The organism is Shimia sp. CNT1-13L.2 (assembly GCF_024331145.1).
Lineage (GTDB): Bacteria > Pseudomonadota > Alphaproteobacteria > Rhodobacterales > Rhodobacteraceae > Shimia.
This window is the reverse complement of record NZ_JANDJO010000002.1, coordinates 185,717-211,713: the sequence shown is the minus strand read 5'-3', so window position 1 is coordinate 211,713 and position 25,997 is coordinate 185,717. Positions and strand designations below refer to the sequence as shown.

Sequence of the window (25,997 nt, the reverse complement as noted above, 5' to 3'; positions counted from 1 at the left end):
TCATGACAAACGCACAGACCTCTTTTGACAGGATCCTGATTGCAAACCGGGGCGAGATTGCCGTGCGCGTGATCCGCACAGCGCGGGATCTTGGCCTGAAGACGGTAGCTGTCTACACCACTGCCGATGCCCTTTCCCCCCATGTCGCCCTTGCCGACGACGCCGTTCTGATCGGCGATGGACCGGTTGGCGACAGCTATCTTGATGCGGACAAAATCCTTGCCGCGGCAAGACAAAGCGGTGCCGGTGCGATCCATCCGGGATACGGGTTTCTTTCCGAAAATGCCGCCTTCGCCGAGGCTGTTGCTGATGCCGGGCTGGTCTTTGTCGGCCCCTCGCCCACCGCGATCCGTGCGATGGGCAACAAGGCCGAGGCCAAGCGCCTGATGATCGCCGCGGGGGTGCCTTGTGTTCCGGGCTACGAGGGCGCGGACCAGTCAGACGCGGCCCTGATCGCCGCCGCGCAGGACATTGGTTTTCCGATCATGGTCAAGGCCTCTGCCGGAGGCGGCGGGCGCGGCATGCGCCTTGTCACCGAACCCGACCAGTTGCCAGAGGCGTTGGCCCTTGCACGGTCGGAAGCCCAGAACGCCTTTGGCTCGGGCGAGTTGATCCTCGAGAAAGCCATCATCGCCCCGCGCCACGTCGAGGTTCAGGTCTTTGCCGATCAGCACGGCACCTGCCTGCATCTTGGAGAGCGTGACTGCTCGGTGCAGCGCCGCCATCAGAAAGTTGTCGAAGAAGCCCCCTGCCCGATCATGACACCGGACCTGCGGGACAGGATGGGCGCTGCGGCGGTCAATGCGGCAAAGGCCGTTGATTATTACGGCGCCGGAACCGTTGAGTTCCTGCTCGATGACGCCGGAGAATTCTATTTCCTCGAGATGAACACGCGTCTTCAGGTCGAACATCCGGTGACGGAACTGGTGACCGGGCTGGATCTCGTTGCCCTGCAAATCGCCGTTGCACAGGGCGCACCGCTGCCCTTTTCGCAGGACGACGTGACGTTGCAGGGCCACGCCATCGAAGTGCGCCTTTATGCCGAGGACCCCGCCAATGATTTCCTGCCTACGATCGGGCCGATCGACCTCTGGCAGCCGGCAACAGGCGAAGGGGTGCGTGTTGATGCGGGCATTCGCGAAGGTCAGGAGGTCTCGCCCTTCTACGATCCGATGCTGGCCAAGATCATCGCCTTTGGCCCCAACCGCGAGGTGGCACGGCAGCGGTTGATCAGGGCGGTCGAGGAAACGGCGCTGCTCGGGACCACCACAAACGCCGCCTTTCTTATCGACGTTCTGAAAACACCCGAGTTCGTCGCCGGACAAGCCACCACCGCCTTGCTGGAAACTGCCTATCCCGACGGCGTGTCGGACGCCGGAACTCAGACACTGGATTTCGCCTTGGCGGCGGCCCTGATGTCGGAAGCGGACAAACAGGCGGCGCTTGAAAAGGTCGGTCACGTCACGACCGACCAGTTGCACTGGTCCAGCGCGCCACTTGTTGCCGCGGATATGGTGCTGACTTCGGGGGAGACCCAGATGCCGTTGGAAGTCTCCGCCTGCTCCAACGGATGGGGCGTCCACGCGGATGAGGACGAGATGACCGTTGTTCTGGAAAGGCTTGGCCCTAACGACGTTGAGGTAAGGATCGCGGACCAAACCCTTCGCGCCCGCTATGTCCTCAAGGGCGACCGACTGGCGCTCTGGCGCGACGGACGCCAGATCACGGTTGACCGCCAACGCCCCGGCCAAAGGCCCGAAGATCGCGCGGCCAACGGGAAAATCACCGCCCCGATCCCGGGACTTGTCCAGTCCCTCTCGGTTCAGGAGGGCGCGCAGGTGGCCAAGGGAGAGACGCTGGCGGTTCTCGAGGCCATGAAGATGCAGCACCAGATCATGGCGGACATCGCGGGCCGCGTGTCCGCAGTGCACGTTGCCGAGGGACAACAACTTGGCAACGGGCAGATCATGATAGAAATCGAGGCCGAGACATGAGCACAGAGGCAATCACGCTCCAGCAGGCAACAGACTTCCATGACGAAAGCGAGGCGCTCGCCAAGCTTCTGGAGGCCCTGCCCGCGGGTCAATGGGATCAGACCACCCAGTTCAAGGGCTGGACGATCAATGACGTCATCACGCACCTGCATTTCTGGAACAAGGCCGCCGACCTTTCCCTGAGGTCGCCAAAGGAGTTCAGGGCCTACGTGACGTCTCTCATGCGCGAGATTCCGACGCGCGGCATGCGTGCCATCGAAAATGCCGAGATTGCGGAACGTGGCCCGGATCTTTTCGACGCGTGGCGAACGCTGTACCGCGACATGGCTCCAAGGTGGCAGGCACTTGACCCGAAGGCTCGTTTGCAATGGGCGGGTCCGGAAATGTCCGCGCGCTCCATGATGACGGCACGACAGATGGAGACATGGGCGCATGGCCAGGAGGTTTTCGACCTGCTTGGCGCGCAGCAGCCGAAAAGCGACCGCGTCCGCAATATCGTTGTTTTGGGCGTCAATACCTTCGGATGGTCGCACAAGGTGCACGGGCAAGACGTGCCCGATCAGGTGCCGGCAATCTCGTTGACCGCCCCCTCCGGAGCGATCTGGCAGTTTGGCGACGACGGGCAGGACAATGCGATCACCGGCGATGCCATCGAATTCGCGCAGGTCGTTACCCAGACCCGCAACATCGCGGACACCAGCCTGACAGTCACCGGCGAAATCGCAAACGGGTGGATGCAGATCGCCCAGTGTTTTGCCGGACCACCTGAAACACCACCCGCCAAGGGCACACGTTTTACAGCCCCCTGAGGAAACAATACCGACCCATTGAGGAGCCCCCATGCTGCGCAATTCCCCCGCCGACATGTCGTTCGGCTTGACACCGGAACTTGAGGAAATCCGTGACACCGTTGGCCGCTGGGTCAATGACAAGATCGTCCCCCGCGCCGAGGAGATCGACCGCAGCAACGACTTTCCCGCCGATCTTTGGCCAGAGCTGGGGCAAATGGGCCTTCTTGGGATCACCGCACCCGAGGAATTCGGTGGATCGGGTCAGGGCTACATGGCGCAGGTCCTCGTGTCCGAGGAAATCTCTCGCGGGTCGGCCTCGGTCGGCCTGTCCTACGGGGCGCATTCGAACCTCTGTGTGAACCAGATCACGCTGAACGGATCGCAGGACGTGAAGGCGCGTTTCCTGCCAAAACTATGCTCGGGCGAACATATCGGCGCCCTCGCCATGTCCGAAAGTGGCGCAGGATCAGACGTGGTTGCCATGAAACTACACGCCGAACGGCGCGGGGATCGGTTCATTCTGAACGGCACGAAAATGTGGATCACCAATGGCCCGGTGGCCGACACCCTGGTTGTCTATGCCAAAACCCGCCCCGAGGCAGGCCCGCACGGCATCACCGCCTTTATCGTCGAGAAGGGCTTCAAGGGCTTTTCGGTCGCGCCCAAGCTCGACAAGCTGGGTATGCGGGGGTCTGACACCGGGGAGCTGATCTTTGAAGACTGCGAAGTGCCCGAAGAAAACATTCTCGGCGCCGAGAACGAAGGTGTCAAAGTCCTGATGAGCGGTCTGGATTATGAACGCACCATCCTGACCGCAGGCCCGATCGGCATCATGCGCGCCGCGCTGGATATCGCGCTGGACTATGTGCACCAGCGCGAACAGTTCGGGCAGCCCATCGGCGAATTCCAACTGGTGCAGGCCAAGATTGCCGACATGTATGCCAGCATGAACGCGTCACGCTCTTATGCGTACATGCTGGCGATGGCTGCGGATCGCGGAGAAATCACCCGTCAGGATGCGGCGGCCTGCGCCCTCTTTGCCTCGGAAGCCGCCACGCGCGTTGCGCTCGACGCGATACAGCTGCTCGGCGGGAACGGCTATATCAACGACTATCCGACAGGACGGCTGCTGCGGGATGCCAAGCTGTTCGAGATCGGTGGCGGCACCTCTGAAATCCGGCGTATCCTGATTGGTCGCGAGCTGTTCAAGGCCACTGGCTAGGCCAATCTTGCCGCATTGGTTCCAAACCGGCAACGAAGCGTTTCCCGACTTTGGGGCGTGAGCCTCAAAACGAACAGCTTTCGCCCCAAATTCGCCCCACATGGCAGGTCTTCTTCTCGAGACTGTAAGAGGAACCCTGTATGCGAGTGTCTGCTTTACTAACCGCGGCAATGTTGCTGCTTCCGGGCCAGATGTCTGCCGAAACGGCCACTGGTGCCTATAGCACCAATGTAAAAGAAGCAGCCGTCGGGCGCCTGCTTGTGTCTGGGGTGGCCATGTGTACCGGGGCGCTTGTCTCGTCGGACCTTGTCCTGACGGCCGCGCACTGCCTTTACGATCCCTATACGGGCAAGAAAATCACACCGAACAAGATCCAGTACCAGGCCGGCCTGCGGGGCGGCAAGGCCAAGGCCGTGCGGCAGGTGTCGCATACCAAGCAACACCCCCGCTATCGTCATGGCACCACGGCCGCCAACCGCAAGGTGGGCTACGATCTTGCGCTTCTGCGCCTCGAGCGCCCGATTGCCTCGGATGCGGTACTGCCGCTGCGCTACCAGACCGGCCTGAAACGCGGCGACCGTCTTGGCGTGCTGTCCTACGCGATTTCCAACGCGGGTGAGCCGGCGATGGAGTTCCCCTGCCAGGTTCTGGCCCGTCGCGGCGAGACGCTGGTGATGTCCTGCGAGGTTGATTTCGGGGCCTCCGGCGCGCCGGTTCTGGCCCTCAACAAGGACAACCGCCCCACGGTGGTCTCGGTGGTCTCGTCCCGCGCCGACATGGGTGGCAAACCGGTCTCGATCAGCACCACGCTCAGCGCGAGCATCCTAAAAGACCTGATGCCGGGCGGATAAGCCGCCTCAGGGTTCACGAAGGGCTTCACGCGACTTGTAAAGCGGCTTGAGCAGGTATTGCAGAACGGTTTTTGAGCCTGTGTGCAATTCGACCTGTGCCCGCATCCCCGGACGGATTTCTATGGCCTTCTGGCGCTCGGTCATGTCCTTGGTGTCGATGGTCACGCTCACTTTGTAGAAGGGCGGCGCACGCGGATCACGCTCGTCCTCGAAAGTATCCGCCGAGATGAAATCGACCTTGCCCTTGAGCGTTCCATAGATCGTGTAGTCATAGGCCGTCAGCTTGATCGTTGCATCCTGTCCCGGCTGCACGCTGGCGATGTTTTCCGGACGCACTCGCGCTTCGATGAACAGGTCCTCGCCCATCGGAATGATCTCGACGATTTCCTCGCCCGGACGGATCACGCCGCCAATCGTTGTCACCGCAAGGCTGTTCACGATGCCACGCATCGGGGCCGTGATCACGGTGCGGTCAAGCTGATCCTGCGCGATGCGCATCTCCTGGCGCAGCGAGGTGATCTCTTTCGTGGTCTCCGAATACTCCTCGGCCAGCCTGAGCTCGGCCTGCGTCAGGATATCCATGTAGCGCACCTCGGTCTCCGACATCTTGTCGCGCGCCTTGTTGACCTCGAGAAGGGCAACGAATTCCTTGCGATAGAGGCGCTCCATGTTGGACAGCTCTTCCTTGGCCTGTTCCAGCTGAACAAAGGCCCCTTCGCGGCGGCTGTCGAGATCGGTCTGGCGGGCCTCGAGAAGGGCACGTTCCGACGACAAAATATTCGGCGAGCGTTTCGCAAGGTCGTCCGGAACCTCGAACGTAAACCGCCCCGCCCTCTCGGCCTCAAGGCGCAGGCGACGGATTTCAAGGCCGTCAAGCTGATCCTGAAGGTCGTCAAAGGTGGTGCGAAAGCGGGTGTCCTGAAGCGTGGCCAGAACCTGCCCTGCCTCGACAACATCGCCCTGCTGTACAGAGAGTTCCGCAAGGATGCCGCCTTCAAGGTTCTGCACGCTCTGGGACCGCGATGAGGACACAACCTGCCCGTCCGAGCGCACGATCTCGTCGATCCAGGCAAAGGCCGACCACAACAGGAACAGCACCACGGCCGCCGCGACAATCCGAATGGTCAGGCGAGACGTGCGCATCTGATCGTCGAACAGGTCAGAAGAAGGGTGGGTCATCTCGCTCATCCGCGCTCCCCGGCGGCAAGGTGGGCCAGAACCTGTTCGCGCGGACCATCCACCACAAGACGCCCCGATTGAAGAATGAGGGTGCGGTTGCTGAGCGCAAGGATCGGCGTGCGGTGCGTCGCGATAAGGGTGGTCCGCCCGTTGAGCCAGGTGCCAAGGCGGCTCACCAACGTGCGCTCAAGCGTCTGGTCCAGCGCGGCGGTGGGTTCGTCCAGCAGCACGATCGAGGGGTCTTGCAGCCAAAGCCGCGCCCAGCCGATCGACTGACGCTGACCAATGGAAAGACCTTCACCCCCATCGCGCACTTCAAGATCAAGGCCCTTTGGGTGATTGCGCAAGAACGGCCCCAACCCCGCGAAATCCAGCGCCTCCATCAGGCGGTCGTCATCGCGCTCAAGCTGGGTCAGGTTCAGGTTATCCCGCAGGGTTCCCGCAAACAGGCGAACGTCCTGCCCAAGATAGCCAATAGCGCGTCTTAGATCGCGGGAATCGATCTGCGACATGTCGGTGCCATCCAACAGGATGCGCCCCTTGTCGGGGCTGTAGAGACCGGCCAGCAGCTTCAGTAGGGTCGATTTGCCCGATCCGTTCGCGCCAAGGATGGTGATCCGTTGCCCCGGCTTGATGATCACCCCCGGCACATCCAGCGTGGGCGCGGCTTCGGGGTCATAGGCAAAGGTCATCTCGCGCAGTTCGAACTGCCCCTGCAGGGACTGGCGGCGCAAGTACGAGCGACCGGCCTCCTTTTCCTGCGGCGCGGTTGCGATCGTGTCGAGGCTTTCCAACGCGCCTTTCACATTGCTCCAACGCGCCAGAATGCCCGCGAACTGGGTCAGCGGGGCAAGTGTCCGCGAGGTCAGAATGCCGGTGGCGATGATCGTGCCGACGGTAAAATCCCCCCGGAACACGAGGTAAGCCCCGATCACCACGGTTGCCACATAGGTCGCCTGCTGCACCCCCTGCGACCAGAAGGTCAGCATACTGCTGAGCTTGCGCTGCTCGGCCGAGCTTTGCGAGGACAGCAGGTTCAGCTCGTCCCAAAGGCGCATGACCCGTTCTTCCCCGCGTTGGGTTTTGACGGTGTCGATCTCGCTGATCACCTCCTGCAAGAGACGCCCGGCCTTGGCCGAGGCCCCTTGCGTGCTGCGCGTCAGGGCGATCATCCGCTTTTGCAGCGCATAGGCGGGCAGGATCATCAACAGCCCGCCCAAGACCAGCACCCAGACCACGTTGCCCGCAATGGTGGCGACCAGAAGCAGGAAGATCGCGATGAAGGGAATATCGGCGAGAACCGAAATCGTGGAGGAGGTAAAGAAATCGCGCACCGCCCCGAAATCCCGCATGGCCGCAAAGAGGCCAGAGGGCGGCAGCGGGCGTTTGTCCGACCGCATCCCCAGCAAGCGCTGCATCAGGCGATGTTGGATGGAAAGCTCCATCCGGCGTCCGGCGGTATCGCTCATCTTGGCCCGCGCCAGCTTGAGAACCCCTTCCAGACCGATGGCCATAAGCGCGCCAATCGCCAGCACCCAAAGCGTCGCCTCGGACTGGTGCGGGATCACGCGATCATAGACCTGCAACGAGAACAGCGCGACGCCCACGGCCAATAGATTTGCCACCAGCGAGCCCAGCATGATCTCGGCCATGTGGCCGCGGTAGTCGCGGAACTGCCCCCAGAACCAATGCCCCCCCGCCAGTTGCGGTACGTGCCGTTCGGCAAGCTGCTTGAGGCTGACCTTTGCCGCGAGCGTGGTGCCCGCGAAATAGGGTGCAAACTCGGCCAGCGGCACCTCGGTGCGATTGTCGGGACAGGTGGCATCGAACAGGGTGAGCGTTTCATCTTCCTGCGACAGCACGAGGACAGACTGGCCATTGGTCATCCACGCAATCGCGGGCCATGAGGTCGGCTGCACCGGAACACGGGTGGCGATACGCGGCTCGACCCCGGCATTCTGAAGCGCCTTGGCCAGCGCCTTTTCCGAGACATCACCGGGCGACGTGCTCCACATGTATTCGGCAACGTCCGAAACCGGGATTTCCGCACCGTTCAGCGCCGCCAGCGTCGAGATCAGCGTCGCCCGATGTTGGATTCGCTTGGCGGTGGTTTCGACAAGTTCCTGAAACCCGTCCACCGGGTTGGCAATGCCGGAGGGCTTAGGCGCGTCAACAGGGGCCTGCACCGGCCGATCCGATTGCTTGGCCTTCAGAGAATTGATCGAGAGAACAGTTGAAGAGGTCGGCGGGATCAAATGGCATCTCCATCCGCCAAAAGCCCCATGTCGCGCGCCAGTTCCAGCTGGGCAAGGATCACGTCGTATTTCGCATCCACGCCTTCCAGCGCACGGCGCACCGATTGTTCGTAGACGTTGACCACCTCCAGAACCGAGCGTTGGCCAGCCCGGAACTGGGCCTGGAACAGGCGATAGGTTTCCTGCCCCTGCTGCGCAAGGCGCTGCGCCTCGGCCTGCTGGCGTTGTTGACTGGCGATACGCTGTTCCAGACGGCTCTGCTTGCGTGCCGCGTCTTCCTGCGCTTCGGCCACCTGACGCCGGGCGGTCTCTTTGCTGGCCTCAATCGCCTTCAGCTTGCCGCCGGTGCCAAGCCCGATGCCTGTCTCGCCCGAGGCTTCAAGTGTCGCAGAAGACCCGCTGTTGGAGACCGTACCGCTTGCGTTCAATCCCGGCAGGAGAGAGGCTCGCTGAATGGTGGCCTGCGCAACGCTTCGCTTGGCCTCGGCATCGGCCTTGAGTACCTCAAGCGGAGCACCGCCGTCGTCGTGAAGACCCGCCAGAGCCGCCACTGGCTGGCCGTCAAAACGGGTTCCGGTCATGGCCTCCAGTTCGGCAAGGGCCGCGGTTGCCTCGTCCTTCGCGGTGTCCCGCATCGACAGGATCGACTGGGTCTTGTCCTCGACCATACGCAGGTCGCCAAGGTTCGACACCCCGCCCGTCACACGGCCCGCAACGATACGGTTGAACGCCCGCATCTGGCGCATGGCCCTGTCACCAACCTGCGCCTTTTCCTGCCCACGCAAGGCGGTGACATAGAGCGAAAGCGCGGTGAACACGCGGTCATTCATATCCTGCGACAGGGTGACGGCGGCAACCTCGACGTCGGCCCAGGCAAATTCCCGTTCAGCCTTTTTGCGACCGTGATCAAACAGCACCTGATCCACGACAAGGCTTGCCAGAACGTCGCCAAGGCTTGTGAGACTCACCACCGGGCCGATGGTGGGCAGCCAGTTCTTGTTCTCGGCCTCGGCCCGAAGCTTGGCCGTGCGCAGCTTGGCCTCGGACGGCCGCGCGCCAGAGGAAAGGGCGACACGCGCCACATCGCCAAGCGCGCTGTCTTCGGCAATCACCGAACGGCGCTGGATCAGGTTTGACAGGATCTCGGACTGCGGGGCTTCGGCCAAGGGTTCAAAGCTGCTGGTCCGGTGGCTAACTTCCTGCGGTGCCCGCCCCTGCAACGGCAAGGACAGGTTGCAACCGCCAAGCAGGGCAAATCCCATCAGAAGACATGCACCGCGTCGCAAAGTCATGTGGTTCGCCCCAAAGCCCAGTTTCCCAAGGGGCGCCACCGGCGCCCCACTCCCTTGCGGGACATCAGATCACGACGTTGATGTCCTGATCGACGACCAGCGTGACGCCATCATCTCCAACGGTGTAGACATCATAGGCTTCCCCTTCGATATCAACCGTTTGCCCCGTCTTGACCGCGCCGGACACATTGACCTGATCGTCCGATCCGCCGTGAATTGTCAGGCTGTCAGAGGTGTCAGACAGATCCTTGATCTGTGCCTCGGTCAGGGTCAGCGAGGTGTCGGACGCATAGTCGAGTTCGATACCTTCGATGTTGAACGCGCCAAGCCCGGCATGATCCAGCGTGCCCGCATTGGTCATGTTGTCGTCCAGCACAAGCAGCGTATCCGACTTGTTGCCCGCGCCATCCTCGGCCGAAACCACAAGATGCGTGCCATCTGACGCGGCCGGGTTCAGGACAAAGAGCGATTCATCTCCTGCCAGCGGCACCTCGGTCGTGGCAAGCGCACTGCTGCTGCCATCACCGTTCAGGGCGGTGATCGAGTAGTCTTCTTCGCTTCCCGTCAGAAGCGACACCGATGTCACGTCGTCATCCGAGAAGGTCACCGACTGGACAACCGGATTGGTGATTTCGGTATCGACAAGGAAAGTGGTCGACGAGGTCGCGGTGTTCCCGGCAAGGTCGGTCACTTGCAGGGTCGCCGTTGCCTCGTAGGTGCCCTCCGGCAGGCTACCCGGTTCGTAAGTCACCGACCAGTTCCCGTTGCTGTCCACCGTTGTGGTGCGCACGATGCCATCTACCGTGATGACGATATTCGCGCCCGGCTCGCTGGTGCCGGTCAGGACAAGCCCGCTCTGGATCTGCTCGGCATTGACCGTGCCGCCGGCAAAGCCCGAGGCCGTGACATCAATATCGATCTGGGTACTCGTGTCGACATGCAGCGTGCCCGACGTGGAGGCGACGTTTCCGGCCGCGTCCGTTGCAACCACGGAGACCGGCGCGTCATACTCGCCCTGGGCAATGTCGGCGGCCGTGAAGGTCGCGGCCCAGCTTCCATCGCCGCCCGCCGTTACGGTGCGCGCGACACCGGCAAGGGTCACAACCACTTCGGCTCCCGGTTCACTAGTGCCGGTCAGGGTTACGCCGCTGGCCACCTCACCGGCATTGGCGATGTCGTCACCCCCTGCCTGCCCGGCATCGAGACCAACCGTCATCTCGGTGTCGACATGCAGGCTGCTGCTGCTGCTCGCGACGTTGCCTGCGGCATCGTTCGAAACGACTGTCACGGTAGTATCGTAAGTGCCCTGACGGATTTCGTTGGCGGCGAAGTTCGCCACCCAGGTGCCGTCTGTCCCGGCAGTGACAGTATGGGTGACTCCTTCCAGAGTGACCTGAACCTGCGATCCCGCCTCGGCGGTTCCGGTGAGGGCAAAGCCGCTGCCCTGTTCGTTGGCGTTGACGATATTGTCGCCCACCTGCGTGGCGTCGATCCCGACGCTGGTTTGCGTATCCACGTGGATCGTGCCCGAGGTGGTCGAAACATTGCCCGCCGCGTCGGTCGAGGTGACACTGACCTGCGCCTCGTAGTCTCCCTGCGGGATTTCGCTGGCAAGATAGGTCGTGGTCCAGTTGCCGCTTGCGTCTGCAGTGACGGTATGTGTCACACCGTGCAGGGTGACCTGCACTTCGGCATTCGGCTCGGCCGAGCCATTCACTGCGAAACCCGCGTTCAATTCGCTCTGGTTCACGATGTTGTCCCCGGCAACCGGAGTCGAGAAGGTCACGCCGCCTTCGGTGTCCACATGAACGGTGAAGGTTTCGGTCGTGCTGTTGCCCGCCGCATCGGTTGCGGTGATCACGACAGCGCTGTCATAGGTGCCAGGGGCGATCTGAGAGGCGTCATAGGCCAGCGACCAGTTGCCGTCCGCGCCCACGGTCACCTCGCGGGTCAGGCCCTGAAATGTGACGCTGAGCGTCGTACCGGCCTCGCCGAAACCATTCAGTTGCACGCCGGCGGCGGCTTCATTGGCATTGATCACGTCATCGCCCGCCGTGACACCAAGGTCGACATCGGGGGCAACGGTGTCCACAACCAGAACGTCCGAAACCACGTTCACGTTGCCACGCGCATCCGTTGTCGTGATGGTGACAACGGTTTCATACTCACCCGTCGTGATTTCGCTGGCGTCGAAGACCACACTCCAGCTGCCATCATCAAGCACCGTTGTGCTGTGAGTTGCGCCGTTGATTTCAACGCTGACGCTGGCCCCCGGCTCGCCCGTTCCGGTGATCACTGGGCCGTCGTTGTGTTCAACCGCGTTCACGATGTCCGACGTCGATTGCGTGCCCGACTGCACCAGGACATCGGGCGCAGTCGTATCGATGTCCACGGTCGGTCCGGTCAGGTCGTGCACTTCCCCAGTCGGGCCCGTAACCGTCACCGAGGTCTGGTAGACCCCGTCGTCCGGCAGATCGACACCAAGGAAGGTTGCACTCCAGATACCGTCGTCGCCAATCGTGGTCGTCACGGTCTCGCCGCCGATTTCCACCACCACGTCCGACCCCGGCTCGCCAGTGCCGGTCACCACGACATCCGAAGGTCCGGTGCCGCCGATGATCCGGTCTACATCGACATCATCCACCGTCGGCGTCGCGGGGCCACTGTCGCCACCCGGCACGATCGTGCTTGCGACGGCCGCCGCGCCCCCAATGCCCAGCAAGCTGCCCAGCCCGCCAATCACAGGGCCGCCAATCGGTGCAACCACCGGTTCGACGCGCTCAAGGTTGAGGAAGGTCAGCTCGTCATACTGGCTCCACTTTTCAGTCAGCGGGATCGCATCGAAACTGGCGACAAGCTGGCCGGCGTCGTCGTCCAGATCGACCTTGTGCAATTGGCCGCTTTTACTGAGAAAGAGTTCGCGCTCATCCGAAAGAGGGCCTTGGAAATACCCCTCGAGAACAACAATTTCGCCGTCCTGCGTCTGGATCACCAGATCGCCGCCCCGGCGTGAGATCACCTTCACCTCTTCGGGTGACAGGTTCAAAGACAATTCCTGTGCGTGGCGCGCCTCGACCGTTCCATCAATCGCTTGACCGCGCACAACTACCCCGTCCGCACTGCGGACGGCAAATCCAATACCACTCATGACATTTCACCGCTCGATATATAGCGCTTTAACGCGCCTTTAATTGAAAATCTTTATACTTCTGCCTTCGAAAAAATACTAGATAGTTTTGTGCTATCCCTTCGCATCACCATATCTAGGCCGTCGAAAAGATGTCACACTTTCCACAATGGGTTGTGTCGCTAAATGGCGTCAGTAACTTTGACGTGTAATCCTGCGCAGTTCTCATGGTGCGCACAGCCCGATTTGCGAACTCTACTCGCCTGCAAATCACCCTGATTTGCCCTAGGTCGTCTTGCCCAGAACTTCGCTATAGGCCTTGTAGTCCGCCAGCGACTCCGGATCGTGTTTCACCCCGGTGAAGCACTCCAGATAGCCGTCCAGACGCCCGATCCGTGCCTCCATTGGCTCGCGCACTTCCAAGGCGTGGTAGCCAAGCTGCATGAAATAAAGGATACGCCCGCGCACATCCGCTTCCTGCGCATCATAGCCGTGCCGCTCGAACATCTGGGCCAAGGCAGCGAGACGCGTTTTGTCGGCATTATCGATCCGCTGGCGCACGGCCCCGTCACGGCGCGACCACTCCCGCACCGCGAAATCCAGCCCCTGATCGAACAGAGCAGGATCAATGAAGCAGCGAAAGAAATTGCAGACCGCCTCGGTGATGGTCTCGGCAGGCAGGGCGCAGTTGTCGACGATAGTCTTGGTATTGCGCTCTTCCCAGTCGTCCAACAGCACCTCGAGAAGGTGTTTGCGGCTCTTGAAGTACCAGTAGAAACTCGAGCGCGACACCTCGAGACGCTCGCCCAGCGCAAGCACTTTCACTTCGGCCACCCCGTCACTGACCAGAACATCCCGCGCGACGTTCAGCCAGTCTTCGCGGGTGACCTTCACATGGCCGACAAGCGGATCCTTGTTGGGGTCGTCTCGGTGCAGCAGCGGGGTTGCTCGTTTGGTCATATCAACTCTCAGGTGGGGCGCCACCTTCGGCGGTACGCTTTGCCACAAAGGATTTCAATGCCTCAAGGCGGTTTTGGTCAATCTCCGGACGCGCGTCGGCGGCAACGATTTCCTTCCAGACCTGCGTCGCCCGCTGGTTTGCATCAAGACTACCGCGCTCTGTCCAGGTGCCAAAGTTGGCATAGTCATGCACCACCGGTTCGTAGAACTCGGTGTTGTAGCGCGCCATCGTCTGCGGTGCGGCAAAGAAATGGCCCTGTGGCTCAACCGCCTTCATCGCGGTCTCGTACCCGATCTCGTCCTCGCCCGCCTGCGCCCCGGCACAGAGTTCGGCAATCATGTTGAGAACCTCGGCATCCGTCACCAGCTTCTCATAAGACACGCTCAACCCGCCCTCGAGCCACCCTGCGGAATGGATCACCACCGTGGCACCGGCCATCAGGCAGCCCCAAAGGCCCATCTGGTTCTCATTCGCGGCCTGAACGTCGTTGATATTTGCCGCCGACCCTGCCGCAGAGCGCCAGGGCAATCCGAGGAACCGTGCCAGCTGTCCTGCCGCCAGCGACGCCTGGAAATGCGCGGGCGTGCCGAATGCAGGCGCACCAGACTTCATATCCACGTTCGACGTGAAAGTACCGTAGCAGACAGGCGCACCGGGCCTTGCCAACTGGGTCAGCGTCAGTGCCGCCAGCGCCTCAGCATGTGACAGGGTGATCGACCCCGCCACGGTGATAGGCGCCATCGCCCCCATCAGGGTGAACGGCGTGATGATCGACACCTGCCCATTGCGGGCGAAATCGATCAGCCCCTGCGCCATCGGAATATCAAGCGTGCGGGGGCTGTTGGTGTTGATGATCGTGTAACAGTGCGGGTTGGCCATGAAGGCGTCGTCGCTCAGCCCGCGGAAATCGCGGATCATCTCGAAACTGTCCATCACCTGCGGCGTGCCACGCGAAAAGATAAAGGGGAACTTGTCCGTATAGGTCATCTGCGCCTGGGTGGTGAAATAGTGGCGCAGATGGACGGGAACGTCCTGGGGTTCGACCTGTGGCGAAATCATCTGGAACACGTCGAAATGATGGGTCAGCTGCAGGTACTCGATATAGTCCCGCTCACTGCCCGGCCGCCTGCCCCGCTCAAGATCGGTGGCATTGGGGGCCCCTGCGCCCGCCTGGAACACCAGACTGCCCAGCTCAAGGGTGATGTCACGCTCTCTCGCGCCGGCACGGCATTGGATCGAACGCGGCGCAGAGGCCAGCGCCGCCTCGATCATGTCGCGCCCGATGAAGACCATTTCACTGTCTTCATCGACCCGCGCGCCGCCAGCGGCATAGATCTTGCGCGCCTCTGCGTGCAGCACCTTCATGCCAAGCTCTTCCAGCATCCGAAGCGCGGTTTCGTGCATGTTGCCGATCTCGTCCTCCGAGAACACGTTCATCGGGGGAAAGGGATTGCGCAACTGCCGATAGTTCACCTCGCGCTTGACCTCGGGTGCCGCATCCGCGCCCCCACGCCCCCGCCGTCGACGCCCGCGTGTTGGGCCAGAGTTTTCCATGCTCATGACTTATCCTCGCATCGCCTTGCCTTGCGGATCATAGGGGGACGGCGCAATCACCCGCGCGGGCCGTTCCGCCCCCACGATATGCACGCTCAGTTCCGATCCTTCGCCCGCCACGTCGCTGTCGATCATGGCCATGGCCAGCGATTTGCCAACCGTGTGACCATAGCCGCCCGAGGTGACAAACCCCACGCGTTTGCCGTCTTTCCAGACAGGTTCGTACCCGCTGGCGTCCGCATCCACGGCATCCACCTCCAAGGTAACCACACGCTGGTTCGGGCCGTTGGACTCGCGCTCCTTCAGAGCTGCTGCATGACCAATGAACTCGCCTTTGTTCCAGTCGATCCAGCGATCCATGCCGGTCTGGCCAGCGGTATAGCCTTGGGTGAATTCCGCGCTCCAGATGCCAAAGCTCTTCTCAAGACGCAGGCTCAGAAGGGCATTGAAGCCAACTTCTTTCATCCCGAACGCAGCCCCTGCTTCCAGAAGGGTTTCGCGCAGGGTGATGTGTTCTGCCGCCGAGCAATGGATTTCATAGCCAAGTTCCCCCGCAACCGAGAGACGGCCCACCTTGCAGCGCAACATGCCGATATCGAAGGTGCCGCAACCCATGAACTTGAGGTCGCCGATGGGGCTTTCGGTGAGCGTCTCCAGCACCTTGAGGCTGTTGGGGCCGGACAGGCTAAAGCCCACGGTCGCATCGGACAGGTCACGTACATCAACGCCCTCTCCCATATGGTCATGGAACCAGCGCATGTGCCATTCCCGCAGGTAGTAGCTGCCCATGATCCACCATGTGCCATCGCCCCAGTTGAAGACGGTCAGATCGCCCTTCATGCGGCCATCGTGGCCCAGCATCGGGGCAAGTTTGGCACGACCTGGCGCCGGGAGTGCGGAGGCCATGATGTTATCAAGCCAGGCTTCGGCGCCCTCGCCCGAAACTTCGAAGCGCGAGAAGCCGGAAATGTCGAGCAGGCCCACCGCCTCGCGCACAGCCTTGCACTCGCCAGCGACGATATCGAAAGCGTTGGAGCGTTTGAGGGTCGGGGTTTCGACAAAATCCTCGGTGGGTGCGAAGTAAAGCGGCTGTTCCAGCCCATAGCCAACACCCCAGCGGCAGCCAGCGGCGGTCATGCCGTCATAGGCGGGGGCCTTCTTCAACGGGCGGCCCGCGGGCAACTGCTCGTTCGGATAGGTCATCACGAAACGGCGGGTGTAGAACTGGCCGGTGGTTTCCTTGATGAAACGCTTGTTCTGGGCATAGTCGCCGAAACGGGCAACATCCATGCCAAAGACATCCGCCTCGGGTTCGCCGTGGATCATCCATTCGGCCAGCGATTTGCCGACCCCGCCGCCCTGAAGGAAGCCCGCCATCACGCCACAGGCGCACCAATACCCCGGTTTGCCGCGCACGGGGCCGACCAGCGGGTTGCCATCCGGCGCAAAGGTAAAGGCACCGTTGACCCAGGTCTTCACCCCGACCTCCTGCAAGGCCGGATAGCGTTCAAACCCAAGGATCAGCTCTTTCTCGATGCGATCCGGGTCTTCCTGTTGCAGCTCGAACCCGTATTCCCACGGCGCGCCATCCACCATCCAGTGTTCGTGGTCGATCTCGTAGATGCCAAGCAGGATGCCTTTCTGATCCTGCCGCATATAGGTGAACCCTTCGAGGTCGACGGTCATCGGCACTTCGAAATCAAGCTGTTCCAACTCGGGGATGGTATCGGAAATCAGGTAGTGGTGGTTAAGCGGCGATACCGGCAGTTCGATGCCTGCCATGCGCCCAACCTGCTTGGCCCAAAGGCCTGCCGCGTTCACCACGTTCTCGGCGTGGATGGTGCCCTTCTCGGTCACCACTTTCCAGCCACCCTCGACCTGATGCAGTTCCAGAACGCGGTTGTGCTCGATCACTTCCGCGCCGCGTTTCTTGGCCGCGCCGGCATAGGCGTGAACCGTGCCGGTGGTGTCGACATAGCCTTCACGGTCGGCCCACATGCCGCCGATGATGCCGTCGGTCGACATGATCGGGCAGAGCTCCTTGGCTTCCTGCGGCGTGATCAGGCGGCAATCGTCGATGCCGATCGACTGGAAGGTGCGATAGGCCGATTGCAACCATTCCCAACGGTCCGGCGTCCCTGCCAGCGTCATACCGCCGGTCATGTGCATCCCGACGGACTGGCCGCTTTCCTTTTCGATCTCGGACAAGAGGTCAATGGTATAGGCCTGAAGCGAGGCAATGTTGGGATCGGCGTTCAGCGCGTGAAAGCCGCCCGCCGCGTGCCAGCTTGAGCCCGCGGTAAGGACCGACCGTTCGATCAGGCAGACATCGGTCCAGCCGAATTTGGCCAAGTGATACAGAACGGACGCGCCGACAACGCCACCGCCAATGACAACTGCGCGATAATGCGACTTCATGATCTTTCTCCCTGATCCGATGGGTCTCGCAACGCGTCGCGCCCGAAACTGGACAACTCTGTCCAATTGTATCCGCGATTCTGGACATTCCTGTCCACACTTTTCTGACACGCACCTGAAATTGTGATTCTCGACGGGGGTGAGCGCAGTGATTTTCTCGACTGGCGCTAGGTGTTCAGCGAAACTGGCCTAGGCGCGAGCACGCATCGGACACACGAATTTCCGACGGTTAGAATGCTCAGAACTCACCGACGTCACCCAAAAGGAAAACGCCTTCAAAACCGGATTAACATACTGAAATTATTTTCATTTCAAGAACTCCCAAACTCACTTCGCAACCGTTCATCCAACACGGCACGGCTCATTAGCCCCCCATTCAAACCCCTCGCAAGCCCCCGCAAACCACCCCCTTGCCGAAGCCAAAATCATCTCCTATGACTTGAGGCACGCAGGGGAGTCCCGCCCATGGGACTGAGAGGCTGAAGTTGGTCGGAGCGATCCGATCAAGGTGACGCGACCCTTTGAACCTGACCCAGTTGATGCTGGCGTAGGAAGCTAGGTGCGCTCACCCGCGGGACCTGTACACCCAAGGGCGGCGTTGACCGAACAAGGGGGCCGTACACCCTCTGTTTCCCAGCCTTTCCTCAATTGGTGTCTTTTTGAGTAGACCACTTGAGGAGCGCCAAAATGAACGTCCCCAACCCCAAGATCACCACGGGTGAACTGCCCGCCTCGCGCAAGATTTACGTGTCCGGCGACATCCACGCCGACATTCGCGTGCCAATGCGCGAGATTTCCGTGCATCCCACCGCGGGCGAACCGCCCCTGCCCGTTTATGACAGCTCGGGGCCTTACACCGACCCCGACATCCTCACAGACATCCGGCAGGGTCTCGAACCACTGCGCCGCGCATGGATCGACGCCCGCGCCGACATCGAGGAATACACCGGCCGCGCCGTCAAACCGGAAGACAACGGATTTGTCGAAGGCGACCGCCTGACCCCTGAATTTCCCTCGATCCGCCCGCCCCTGCGTGGCAAGGATGGCGCGGCCGTGACCCAGCTTGCCTATGCCCGCGCCGGCATCATCACGCCGGAAATGGAGTTCGTGGCAATCCGCGAGAACCAGTTGCGCGAAACCGCCCCCTGCCACCGCGACGGAAACGACTGGGGCGCGAACATCCCCGACTATGTCACGCCGGAATTCGTGCGCAGCGAAATCGCCGCGGGCCGCGCGATCATTCCCGCCAACATCAACCACCCCGAATCCGAGCCGATGATCATCGGCCGCAACTTCCTCGTGAAGATCAACGCCAACATGGGCACCTCTGCCGTCACCTCAAGCATGGAGGAAGAGGTCGACAAGATGGTCTGGGCGATCCGCTGGGGCGCGGATACCGTGATGGACCTGTCGACGGGGCGCAACATCCACAACACCCGCGAATGGATCATCCGCAACAGCCCCGTGCCCATCGGCACCGTGCCGCTCTACCAAGCGCTGGAAAAGGTGAACGGCATCGCCGAAGACCTGACCTGGGAAGTGTTCCGCGACACGCTGATCGAACAGGCCGAACAAGGTGTCGACTATTTCACCATCCACGCGGGCGTGCGCCTTCACATGGTCCCGATGACCGCCACCCGCGTCACCGGCATCGTCTCGCGCGGCGGGTCGATCATGGCCAAATGGTGCCTGCATCACCACAAGGAAAGCTTCCTCTACGAGCATTTCGAGGAAATCTGCGACATCTGCCGCCAGTACGACGTGAGCTTCTCGCTTGGTGACGGCCTGCGGCCCGGTTCAATTGCCGATGCCAACGACGCGGCCCAGTTCGCCGAACTGGAAACCCTTGGCGAACTGACCAAAATCGCCTGGGCCAAGGACTGCCAGGTGATGATCGAAGGGCCGGGCCACGTGGCCATGCACAAGATCAAGGAGAACATGGACAAGCAGCTCGAGTGCTGCCACGAAGCCCCGTTCTACACGCTTGGGCCGCTGACCACCGACATCGCGCCGGGCTATGACCACATCACCAGCGGCATCGGCGCGGCGATGATCGGTTGGTTCGGCTGTGCCATGCTGTGTTACGTGACGCCCAAGGAACACCTTGGCCTGCCGGATCGTGACGACGTGAAAACCGGCGTGATCACCTACAAGATCGCCGCCCATGCCGCCGATCTGGCCAAGGGTCTGCCGGGTGCCCAGCGCCGCGATGATGCGCTGTCGCGCGCCCGTTTCGAATTCCGCTGGGAGGACCAGTTCAACCTCTCCCTCGATCCCGACACCGCGCGCGAATTCCACGATCAGACCCTGCCCAAACAGGCCCATAAGGTCGCTCATTTCTGTTCGATGTGCGGGCCGAAGTTCTGTTCGATGCGGATCAGCCACGACATTCGCGCCGAAGCCCAGAAGGAAGGCATGGAGGCCATGGCCGCCAAGTTCCGTGAGGGCGGAGAGCTTTATGTGCCGCTTGCGGAGGACGAGGCATGATCACCATCGCGGGGGCCGGCGTTGCCGGCCTCGCCTGTGCCTATGAACTGGCCAGACGCGGCGCGGCGGTCACGATCTACGAGGCGGGCGCAGCCCCCTCTGACAACCCAAGCTCATGGTTCGCCGGCGGCATGCTGGCACCGTGGTGCGAGGGCGAAACCGCCGAGCCGGAGGTCGTCCGCCTTGGTCAGGGCGCGATCGCATGGTGGGAGCAGATCACCCCTGTCACCAAGCGCGGTACCCTCGTGGTTGCACCGCCCCGCGACCGTGCCGAACTGACCCGTTTCGCCCGTCGCACAGAGGCGCATCGCACCGTGGACAGCGCGGAAATCGCCACGCTTGAACCTGCGCTGCAAGGGCGGTTCACCTCGGGTCTGTTCTTTGCAGACGAGGCGCATCTTGATCCGCGCAAGGCGCTTTTGGACCTCACCCGCGCAGTTCAGGGCATGGGGGTTTCGATCCTCTACGACACCCCCGCGCCCCCGACCGTTGATGTCGATTGTCGCGGCATGGCGTCTGCCCTGCCCGGCCTGCGCCCCATCCGGGGGGAAATGGCGGTGATCGAGGCGCCAGAGGTCGAGATCACGCGAACCCTGCGGTTGCTGCACCCACGTATCCCGCTCTACCTCGTGCCGCGTGGCGAAGGCATCTACATGATCGGCGCGACCATGATTGAAAGCGGCGCCTGGACCCCTATCACGGTCCGCTCGCTCCTTGAACTTCTGGGCGCGGCCTTTGTGCTCCATCCCGCCCTGGCAGAGGCCAGCGTGATCGAAACCGGTGTCGGCCTGCGCCCCGCCTTTGACGACAACATTCCCCGTCTGACCCAACTCGGCGAGACCACCCATGTGAACGGCCTCTACCGCCACGGCTTTCTCATCGCACCGGCCCTGGCGACCCAACTGGCACAGCACTTCTTTCAGGAACATTCCGATGAACATTCTCGTCAACGCAGAACCGCGTGACATCACCTCTGTAACCCTCGCCGAGGCCCTGACCGAGCTGGGCTTTCATAGCCCCGCCATCGCCACCGCCATCAACGGCCAGTTTGTCGCCCGCGACGCCCGCCCCACGACCCCGCTTGCCGAAGGCGACCGGCTGGAAGTGCTGGCACCGATGCAGGGGGGATGACGATGCAGTTTTACGGCACAGACATCGCCTCGCGCCTCTTGCTGGGCACCGCGCAATACCCATCCCCCGCAATCCTTGCCGAGGCGATCCACGCCTGCGGCACCCAGATCGTCACGGTCTCGCTGCGTCGGGAAACCGCCCAAGGGTCTGGGGCGGGGTTTTGGGACATGCTGCGCGACACGGGCGCCCGCGTGCTGCCCAACACCGCCGGATGCCACAGCGCACAAGAAGCCATCACCACCGCCCATATGGCCCGCGAGATCTTTGGCACCAACTGGATCAAACTCGAGGTGATCGGCCATTCCGACACCCTCCAGCCTGATGTCTTCGCACTGGTCGATGCAGCGCGGGAACTTACAAACGAGGGCTTCGCGGTCTTTCCCTACACCACAGATGACCTGGTGGTTGGTGAACGCCTTCTGGATGCTGGCTGCGAGGTGCTGATGCCCTGGGGGGCGCCGATTGGCTCGGGCCAAGGGCTGCGCACGCCGGATGCCCTGCGCGCGATGCGGGCGCATTTCCCCGATACCCCGTTGATCGTGGATGCCGGCATCGGCCGCCCCTCTGACGCAGCGCAGGCGATGGAACTGGGCATGGACGCGGTTCTTCTCAACACCGCCGTTGCACGGGCCGGTGATCCGGCAGCCATGGCTCGCGGAATGGCGCTGGCGATCGAGGCGGGCCGCCTTGGCCACACGGCAGACCCGATGGAACGGCGCGACATGGCCGTGCCTTCGACCCCGATACTTGGCCTTGCGGAGCTTGGATAATGGAGCGTTTCTACCTCATCGTCAGCCACGTCAGCGCATTGGAACTGCTGGTGCCCCATGGCGTGAAACTGGTGCAACTGCGGATCAAGGACCTGCCAGAGACCGAAGTACGCCGACAGATCGCCCGCGCCCGCGATTTCTGTGCAGTGCATGGCGCGCAACTGGTGGTCAACGACTACTGGCAGGCCGCTCTCGATCTCAACTGCGGGTTCGTCCATCTCGGGCAGGAAGACATGGACACCGCCGATTTTGCCGCCCTGCGCCGCGCCGGTGTCCGGTTCGGCCTTTCCACACATGACGAAAGCGAACTGGATCGCGCCCTGTCGCACGATCCGACCTACGTGGCCTTGGGGCCGGTCTATCCCACCCTGCTCAAAAAGATGAAATGGGGGCCGCAGGGCCTTGAGAACGTCGCGCGCTGGAAGAGGATGGCAGGCACCACGCCGCTTGTTGCGATTGGCGGCCTAACACCTGACCGGGTGCCGGGTGTGTTCGAGGCCGGGGCCGACAGCGCGGCCGTGGTGACCGATATCCAGCAGGCTGACGATCCCGAAGCCCGCACGCGGGAATGGATCAGGGCGTGCAGCGCATGAACCGCTATGCCCGCCAGATGATCCTGCCCGAGGTGGGCGAAAACGGCCAGGCGCGGCTTGGCGCGGCGCATGTGGTCGTGGTGGGGGCCGGTGGTCTGGGCTGTCCTGTGTTGCAGTACCTTGCGGGCGCTGGTGTCGGCCAGATCACGGTGATTGACCCCGATCACGTGGAAGAACACAACCTGCACCGCCAGCCGCTCTACCGCATGTCCGACATCGGACGCCCCAAGGCCGAAGCCGCCCGCGATGCCCTTCTGGCCACCAACCCGACCATTCACGTCGAGGCCCACGCCGTCCCGCTGACACCGATCACCGCCCCGGATCTGGCAGAAACAGCCGATCTCGTGATCGACGCCGCCGACAGCTATGCCGTCTCCTACATCCTGTCCGACGCCTGTCTGGCGGCACAGACACCGCTCGTGTCGGCAAGCGCATTGGGACAAGGCGGCTATGTCGGTGCCTTCTGCGGTGGTGCGCCGTCGCTGCGGGCGGTCTTCCCCGATCTGCCTTCGTCCGGCGCCACCTGTGCCACCGCCGGCGTCCTCGGCCCCGTGGTCGGCGTGATCGGCGCACTGCAGGCCCAGATCACCCTGCAATTCCTTCTCGAAACCACCCCCTCCCCGCTTGGCAAACTGGTATCCCTCGACCTCGCCACCCTGCGCATTTCCGATTTCAGCTTTCTCGGCACGCCGGAACCCGATAGCCACCTGCCTTTCCTGTCCAGAACACAGATCACCGAACAGGACATCGTGATCGACCTTCGCAGCGAGGACGAGGCCCCGCACGTGCCCACGCCCAATGCCCTGCGGCTGGCACCGGACAGGATCGCGGACGATCTGCCCCCAACCGACCGCCGCATTGTCCTGTGCTGTGCCACGGGATTGCGCGCATGGCGCGCGGCGCTGGACCTGCAAACCAAGGGCCATCACACCCTCGCCCTTCTGGCGGCAAAGGCCGACCTATGACCCGCCTCCTCGTTATTGCAGGCACCGACAGCAGCGGCGGCGCGGGGCTCACGCGCGATGTGTCTGTTGCAGCGGCCCTTGGCGTCACGGTCACCCCGGTCGTCACCGCCGTCACGGCGCAAACCCACAAGGGCCTTGTTGCCGCGAAGCTGATGCCGCCCGATCTCGTGCAGTCACAAATCACCGCTTCCCTCGAAACCGCGCAGCCAGAGGCCATCAAGATCGGCATGCTGGGCTCATCCGCGATTGCCGAAATCGTCGCCGCAACACTGGCAGACCGCAACCTGCCCATCGTTCTTGATCCGGTTCTGAAATCCACATCCGGAGGAACCCTGCTGGAGGGAGGTCTCCCCAAGGCGCTTTTGTCCGTGACTACCCTGATCACGCCCAACCTGCCCGAAAGCGCGGCCCTGACCGGCCTGCACGAGGCCGCGGACCTTGCCCAAATCACCCTTCAGGCGCGCGCCCTGCAAGCCCTTGGCGCTCGGGCCGTTCTGGTCAAAGGCGGACACGCAAGCGGAAACGAGGCAACAGACCACCTTTTCGACGGGGACACCCACCAGGCAATGTCCGCACCGCGTCTGGAGGTGCAGAAGCGCGGCACCGGCTGTACTCTGGCCACCGCCATCGCCTGCCACCTCGCCCTTGGGCACAACCTGCAAACGGCCTGTGATCTTGGCAAACGCCATGTGCATGACTGGCTGGCACGCGCCCGCCAGTCACAGGTCGTGATTTAGTCCTCGGTTGGGGCTTTGAAGAGATCCTTGCGAAGGGTCATCAATGCGCCTGGATCGATCTTGGCCTGAATGACCGTGGTCTCTCCAGAGGCCATCGCGTCCTCAAGCGCAGGCCCCATTCCGCCCGGCCCCTCGACCCAGATGCCCTTGCCGCCGCACAGTTCGGCGAACCTGTCATAGCGGGGCGATTGGATTTCCGCCCCAAGCAGACGCCCGCCGTAAAACTCCTGCTGATAGGCCTTTTCTGCCCCCCAGGCTTCGTTGTCGAGCACAACGATGGTGATCGGCAAGCCATGCGAAATCGCGGTCTGGATTTCGATCATCGTGTAGCCCACGGCCCCGTCACCCATGATCGCCACCACCGGCCGTTCCGGCGCGGCGGCCTTGGCCCCGATCGCCGCGGCAAGGCCAAATCCGACAAGGCCGAAATCGAGCGGCGTGATCAGCGACGTCGGCGCATAATGCGCAAGGCGGTCCGCCGCCTGAAGACAGGTGTTGCCGGTGTCCAGCGTGACAATCGCGTTTTCCGGAAGAGCCTCGCGGAGTTCCCCCAACGCGCGGCGCGGGTGCATTGGCAGGGTGTCGATAGCGGCTTCCTCGGCCCGTTCGGCCCAAAGGCTGTCCATGTCCGCCTTGAACGCCGCGCGCCACGTATCGCATTCCGGGCGACAGCGGGTTTGCGTCAAGGCCTCTGCCGTCAGCCGGGCATCCCCCTGCGCCGCGATTTCGGCAGGGAAATATCGCCCAACGGCCGATCCTTCCACATCCACATGCGCAATCCGTGTTTCCGCCCCGACATAGTCATTGCTGTGAAACGTCGAATTGAACCCAAGCCGCGCCCCAAGAACCACCATCACATCGGCCTCTTTCGTGAGACGGCTGGCAACGCGGTTGCCGCGCGGCCCGGCCTGACCGGCAAACCACGGGTGGCGGTGCGGCATGACATCGGCGTGGCCGGTCGAGGCCACAACCGGCACTTCGAGGGTTTCGGCGAGCGCAACAAGGGCCGCGCGTCCCTCTCCCCATTTGAAACCACCGCCCGCAAAGATCACCGGACGCTCTGCGGTTGAGAGCATGGATGCAATGGCGTCGATGTCGCGCGGAGCAGCTGGCCCCGGGCGGGCGATGTTCAGGGGGTGCGGCTGGATGTCGGGAACCTCTTCCGCAAACAGATCACGCGGCACATGCAGGACTACCGGCCCGCGCCGGCCCGTATTGGCAAGGCGGATCGCATCTTCCAGCATCGGCGCGAGGCGCGACGGATCGGTCACCATCACCGAGCGCTTTGAAATCGGGGCAAACAAGGCAACCTGGTCGACCTCTTGAAAGGTGTCCTTGCATTGGTCGGCCCGAGTGATGGCACCGGCGATCACCACCATGGGTGAATATGCCAGCTGCGCCTCGGCCACGGCGGTGACGATATTCACCACCCCCGGCCCGGCCTGTGCGCCCAGGACCACGCCCGGTTTGCCCGTCATCCGGGCCCAGGCATCCGCCATATGCCCCGCCGCCCTTTCGTCACGCGCGCCGACATAGGCAATGTCACCGCCCTGATACATGGCGTCGTACAGTTCCAGCATCGAACCGCCAAGCAGGCCGAAGACGGTATCGATGCCATTGGCTTTGAGAACGCGATAGACGGCTTCGCCGCCAGTGATGTTGGTCATGAG

Annotated in this window: 19 protein-coding genes and 1 riboswitch; of the genes, 11 read left to right on the top strand and 8 right to left on the bottom strand. The window is 62.5% G+C overall.

Annotation, left to right across the window (positions count from 1 at the left end):
• Positions 1-2: 2 nt before the first annotated feature.
• The 4 genes from NNA36_RS04800 (at position 3) to NNA36_RS04785 (ending at position 4,858) form a co-directional block, all read left to right on the top strand.
• Positions 3-1,994: an acetyl-CoA carboxylase biotin carboxylase subunit gene (locus NNA36_RS04800; RefSeq protein WP_255104701.1), complete on the top strand. Its 1,992-nt coding sequence runs from the start codon at positions 3-5 to the stop codon at positions 1,992-1,994.
• A complete protein-coding gene (locus tag NNA36_RS04795) occupies positions 1,991-2,803 on the top strand; it encodes a TIGR03084 family metal-binding protein (RefSeq protein ID WP_255104699.1) in 813 nt (270 codons plus the stop codon). Before NNA36_RS04800 ends, NNA36_RS04795 begins: the two co-directional genes overlap by 4 nt.
• A gap of 31 nt (positions 2,804-2,834) precedes the next feature.
• The gene (locus tag NNA36_RS04790) at positions 2,835-4,007 is read left to right on the top strand and encodes an isovaleryl-CoA dehydrogenase (RefSeq protein WP_255104697.1); all 1,173 of its coding nucleotides are present in this window, start codon (positions 2,835-2,837) and stop codon (positions 4,005-4,007) included.
• 140 nt (positions 4,008-4,147) lie between these two features.
• Positions 4,148-4,858 carry a serine protease gene (locus tag NNA36_RS04785; RefSeq protein ID WP_255104695.1) on the top strand — a complete coding sequence of 237 codons (711 nt, stop codon included), beginning with the start codon at positions 4,148-4,150 and terminating at the stop codon, positions 4,856-4,858.
• Positions 4,859-4,864: 6 nt separating this feature from the next.
• Here the strand turns inward: NNA36_RS04785 and NNA36_RS04780 are convergent, their stop codons facing one another.
• From NNA36_RS04780 to NNA36_RS04750, 7 genes are all read right to left on the bottom strand, one after another.
• Positions 4,865-6,037 carry an HlyD family type I secretion periplasmic adaptor subunit gene (locus tag NNA36_RS04780; RefSeq protein WP_255105588.1) on the bottom strand — a complete coding sequence of 391 codons (1,173 nt, stop codon included), beginning with the start codon at positions 6,035-6,037 and terminating at the stop codon, positions 4,865-4,867.
• 5 nt (positions 6,038-6,042) lie between these two features.
• Positions 6,043-8,175: an ATP-binding cassette domain-containing protein gene (locus NNA36_RS04775; protein WP_255105587.1), complete on the bottom strand. Its 2,133-nt coding sequence runs from the start codon at positions 8,173-8,175 to the stop codon at positions 6,043-6,045.
• A gap of 113 nt (positions 8,176-8,288) precedes the next feature.
• The gene (locus NNA36_RS04770) at positions 8,289-9,584 is read right to left on the bottom strand and encodes a TolC family protein (RefSeq protein ID WP_255104693.1); all 1,296 of its coding nucleotides are present in this window, start codon (positions 9,582-9,584) and stop codon (positions 8,289-8,291) included.
• Between the two features lie 64 nt (positions 9,585-9,648).
• Positions 9,649-12,732 carry an Ig-like domain-containing protein gene (locus tag NNA36_RS04765; protein ID WP_255104691.1) on the bottom strand — a complete coding sequence of 1,028 codons (3,084 nt, stop codon included), beginning with the start codon at positions 12,730-12,732 and terminating at the stop codon, positions 9,649-9,651.
• A gap of 264 nt (positions 12,733-12,996) precedes the next feature.
• Complete coding sequence (locus NNA36_RS04760) at positions 12,997-13,671, bottom strand: TetR/AcrR family transcriptional regulator (RefSeq protein WP_255104689.1); 675 nt, start codon at positions 13,669-13,671, stop codon at positions 12,997-12,999.
• A gap of 1 nt (position 13,672) precedes the next feature.
• Complete coding sequence (locus tag NNA36_RS04755) at positions 13,673-15,232, bottom strand: trimethylamine methyltransferase family protein (RefSeq protein ID WP_255104687.1); 1,560 nt, start codon at positions 15,230-15,232, stop codon at positions 13,673-13,675.
• A gap of 3 nt (positions 15,233-15,235) precedes the next feature.
• The gene (locus tag NNA36_RS04750) at positions 15,236-17,644 is read right to left on the bottom strand and encodes an FAD-dependent oxidoreductase (RefSeq protein ID WP_255104685.1); all 2,409 of its coding nucleotides are present in this window, start codon (positions 17,642-17,644) and stop codon (positions 15,236-15,238) included.
• Between the two features lie 440 nt (positions 17,645-18,084).
• Positions 18,085-18,215, top strand: a riboswitch (TPP riboswitch).
• A gap of 116 nt (positions 18,216-18,331) precedes the next feature.
• Between NNA36_RS04750 and thiC the strand changes: the two genes are divergently transcribed.
• Genes thiC through NNA36_RS04715 form a run of 7 tightly spaced genes read left to right on the top strand, consistent with a single transcriptional unit; the run spans position 18,332 to position 24,327 of the window.
• Entirely contained in the window at positions 18,332-20,131 is a 1,800-nt protein-coding gene (thiC, locus tag NNA36_RS04745; protein ID WP_255104683.1) for a phosphomethylpyrimidine synthase ThiC, read from the top strand.
• The gene (locus tag NNA36_RS04740) at positions 20,128-21,096 is read left to right on the top strand and encodes an FAD-dependent oxidoreductase (RefSeq protein WP_255104681.1); all 969 of its coding nucleotides are present in this window, start codon (positions 20,128-20,130) and stop codon (positions 21,094-21,096) included. The genes thiC and NNA36_RS04740 overlap by 4 nt, the downstream gene beginning before the upstream one ends.
• Positions 21,065-21,262 carry a sulfur carrier protein ThiS gene (gene thiS, locus NNA36_RS04735; RefSeq protein WP_255104679.1) on the top strand — a complete coding sequence of 66 codons (198 nt, stop codon included), beginning with the start codon at positions 21,065-21,067 and terminating at the stop codon, positions 21,260-21,262. Before NNA36_RS04740 ends, thiS begins: the two co-directional genes overlap by 32 nt.
• Positions 21,263-21,264: 2 nt before the next feature.
• Positions 21,265-22,032, top strand: coding sequence for a thiazole synthase (locus tag NNA36_RS04730; protein WP_255105586.1), 768 nt, complete (start codon positions 21,265-21,267; stop codon positions 22,030-22,032).
• Positions 22,032-22,625, top strand: coding sequence for a thiamine phosphate synthase (locus NNA36_RS04725; protein ID WP_255104677.1), 594 nt, complete (start codon positions 22,032-22,034; stop codon positions 22,623-22,625). Before NNA36_RS04730 ends, NNA36_RS04725 begins: the two co-directional genes overlap by 1 nt.
• Positions 22,622-23,590 (top strand): HesA/MoeB/ThiF family protein, encoded by a 969-nt coding sequence (locus NNA36_RS04720; RefSeq protein WP_255104675.1) that lies wholly within the window; start codon positions 22,622-22,624, stop codon positions 23,588-23,590. The genes NNA36_RS04725 and NNA36_RS04720 overlap by 4 nt, the downstream gene beginning before the upstream one ends.
• On the top strand, positions 23,587-24,327 hold the full coding sequence (locus tag NNA36_RS04715) for a hydroxymethylpyrimidine/phosphomethylpyrimidine kinase (RefSeq protein ID WP_255104673.1): 741 nt from the start codon (positions 23,587-23,589) through the stop codon (positions 24,325-24,327). The genes NNA36_RS04720 and NNA36_RS04715 overlap by 4 nt, the downstream gene beginning before the upstream one ends.
• Here the strand turns inward: NNA36_RS04715 and NNA36_RS04710 are convergent.
• Positions 24,324-25,994: a thiamine pyrophosphate-binding protein gene (locus NNA36_RS04710; protein WP_255104672.1), complete on the bottom strand. Its 1,671-nt coding sequence runs from the start codon at positions 25,992-25,994 to the stop codon at positions 24,324-24,326. The two genes, NNA36_RS04715 and NNA36_RS04710, sit on opposite strands and share 4 nt — an antisense overlap.
• Between the last annotated feature and the right edge of the window lie 3 nt (positions 25,995-25,997).

Bases quoted from the DNA above. Each gene is read 5' to 3' on its own strand.
- NNA36_RS04800 (WP_255104701.1), top strand. From the start codon at position 3: ATGACAAACGCACAGACCTCTTTTGACAGGATCCTGATTGCAAACCGG.
- NNA36_RS04795 (WP_255104699.1), top strand. From the start codon at position 1,991: ATGAGCACAGAGGCAATCACGCTCCAGCAGGCAACAGACTTCCATGAC.
- NNA36_RS04790 (WP_255104697.1), top strand. From the start codon at position 2,835: ATGCTGCGCAATTCCCCCGCCGACATGTCGTTCGGCTTGACACCGGAA.
- NNA36_RS04785 (WP_255104695.1), top strand. From the start codon at position 4,148: ATGCGAGTGTCTGCTTTACTAACCGCGGCAATGTTGCTGCTTCCGGGC.
- NNA36_RS04780 (WP_255105588.1), bottom strand. From the start codon at position 6,037: ATGACCCACCCTTCTTCTGACCTGTTCGACGATCAGATGCGCACGTCT.
- NNA36_RS04770 (WP_255104693.1), bottom strand. From the start codon at position 9,584: ATGACTTTGCGACGCGGTGCATGTCTTCTGATGGGATTTGCCCTGCTT.
- NNA36_RS04765 (WP_255104691.1), bottom strand. From the start codon at position 12,732: ATGAGTGGTATTGGATTTGCCGTCCGCAGTGCGGACGGGGTAGTTGTG.
- NNA36_RS04760 (WP_255104689.1), bottom strand. From the start codon at position 13,671: ATGACCAAACGAGCAACCCCGCTGCTGCACCGAGACGACCCCAACAAG.
- NNA36_RS04755 (WP_255104687.1), bottom strand. From the start codon at position 15,232: ATGAGCATGGAAAACTCTGGCCCAACACGCGGGCGTCGACGGCGGGGG.
- NNA36_RS04750 (WP_255104685.1), bottom strand. From the start codon at position 17,644: ATGAAGTCGCATTATCGCGCAGTTGTCATTGGCGGTGGCGTTGTCGGC.
- thiC (WP_255104683.1), top strand. From the start codon at position 18,332: ATGAACGTCCCCAACCCCAAGATCACCACGGGTGAACTGCCCGCCTCG.
- NNA36_RS04740 (WP_255104681.1), top strand. From the start codon at position 20,128: ATGATCACCATCGCGGGGGCCGGCGTTGCCGGCCTCGCCTGTGCCTAT.
- thiS (WP_255104679.1), top strand. From the start codon at position 21,065: ATGAACATTCTCGTCAACGCAGAACCGCGTGACATCACCTCTGTAACC.
- NNA36_RS04730 (WP_255105586.1), top strand. From the start codon at position 21,265: ATGCAGTTTTACGGCACAGACATCGCCTCGCGCCTCTTGCTGGGCACC.
- NNA36_RS04725 (WP_255104677.1), top strand. From the start codon at position 22,032: ATGGAGCGTTTCTACCTCATCGTCAGCCACGTCAGCGCATTGGAACTG.
- NNA36_RS04720 (WP_255104675.1), top strand. From the start codon at position 22,622: ATGAACCGCTATGCCCGCCAGATGATCCTGCCCGAGGTGGGCGAAAAC.
- NNA36_RS04715 (WP_255104673.1), top strand. From the start codon at position 23,587: ATGACCCGCCTCCTCGTTATTGCAGGCACCGACAGCAGCGGCGGCGCG.
- NNA36_RS04710 (WP_255104672.1), bottom strand. From the start codon at position 25,994: ATGACCAACATCACTGGCGGCGAAGCCGTCTATCGCGTTCTCAAAGCC.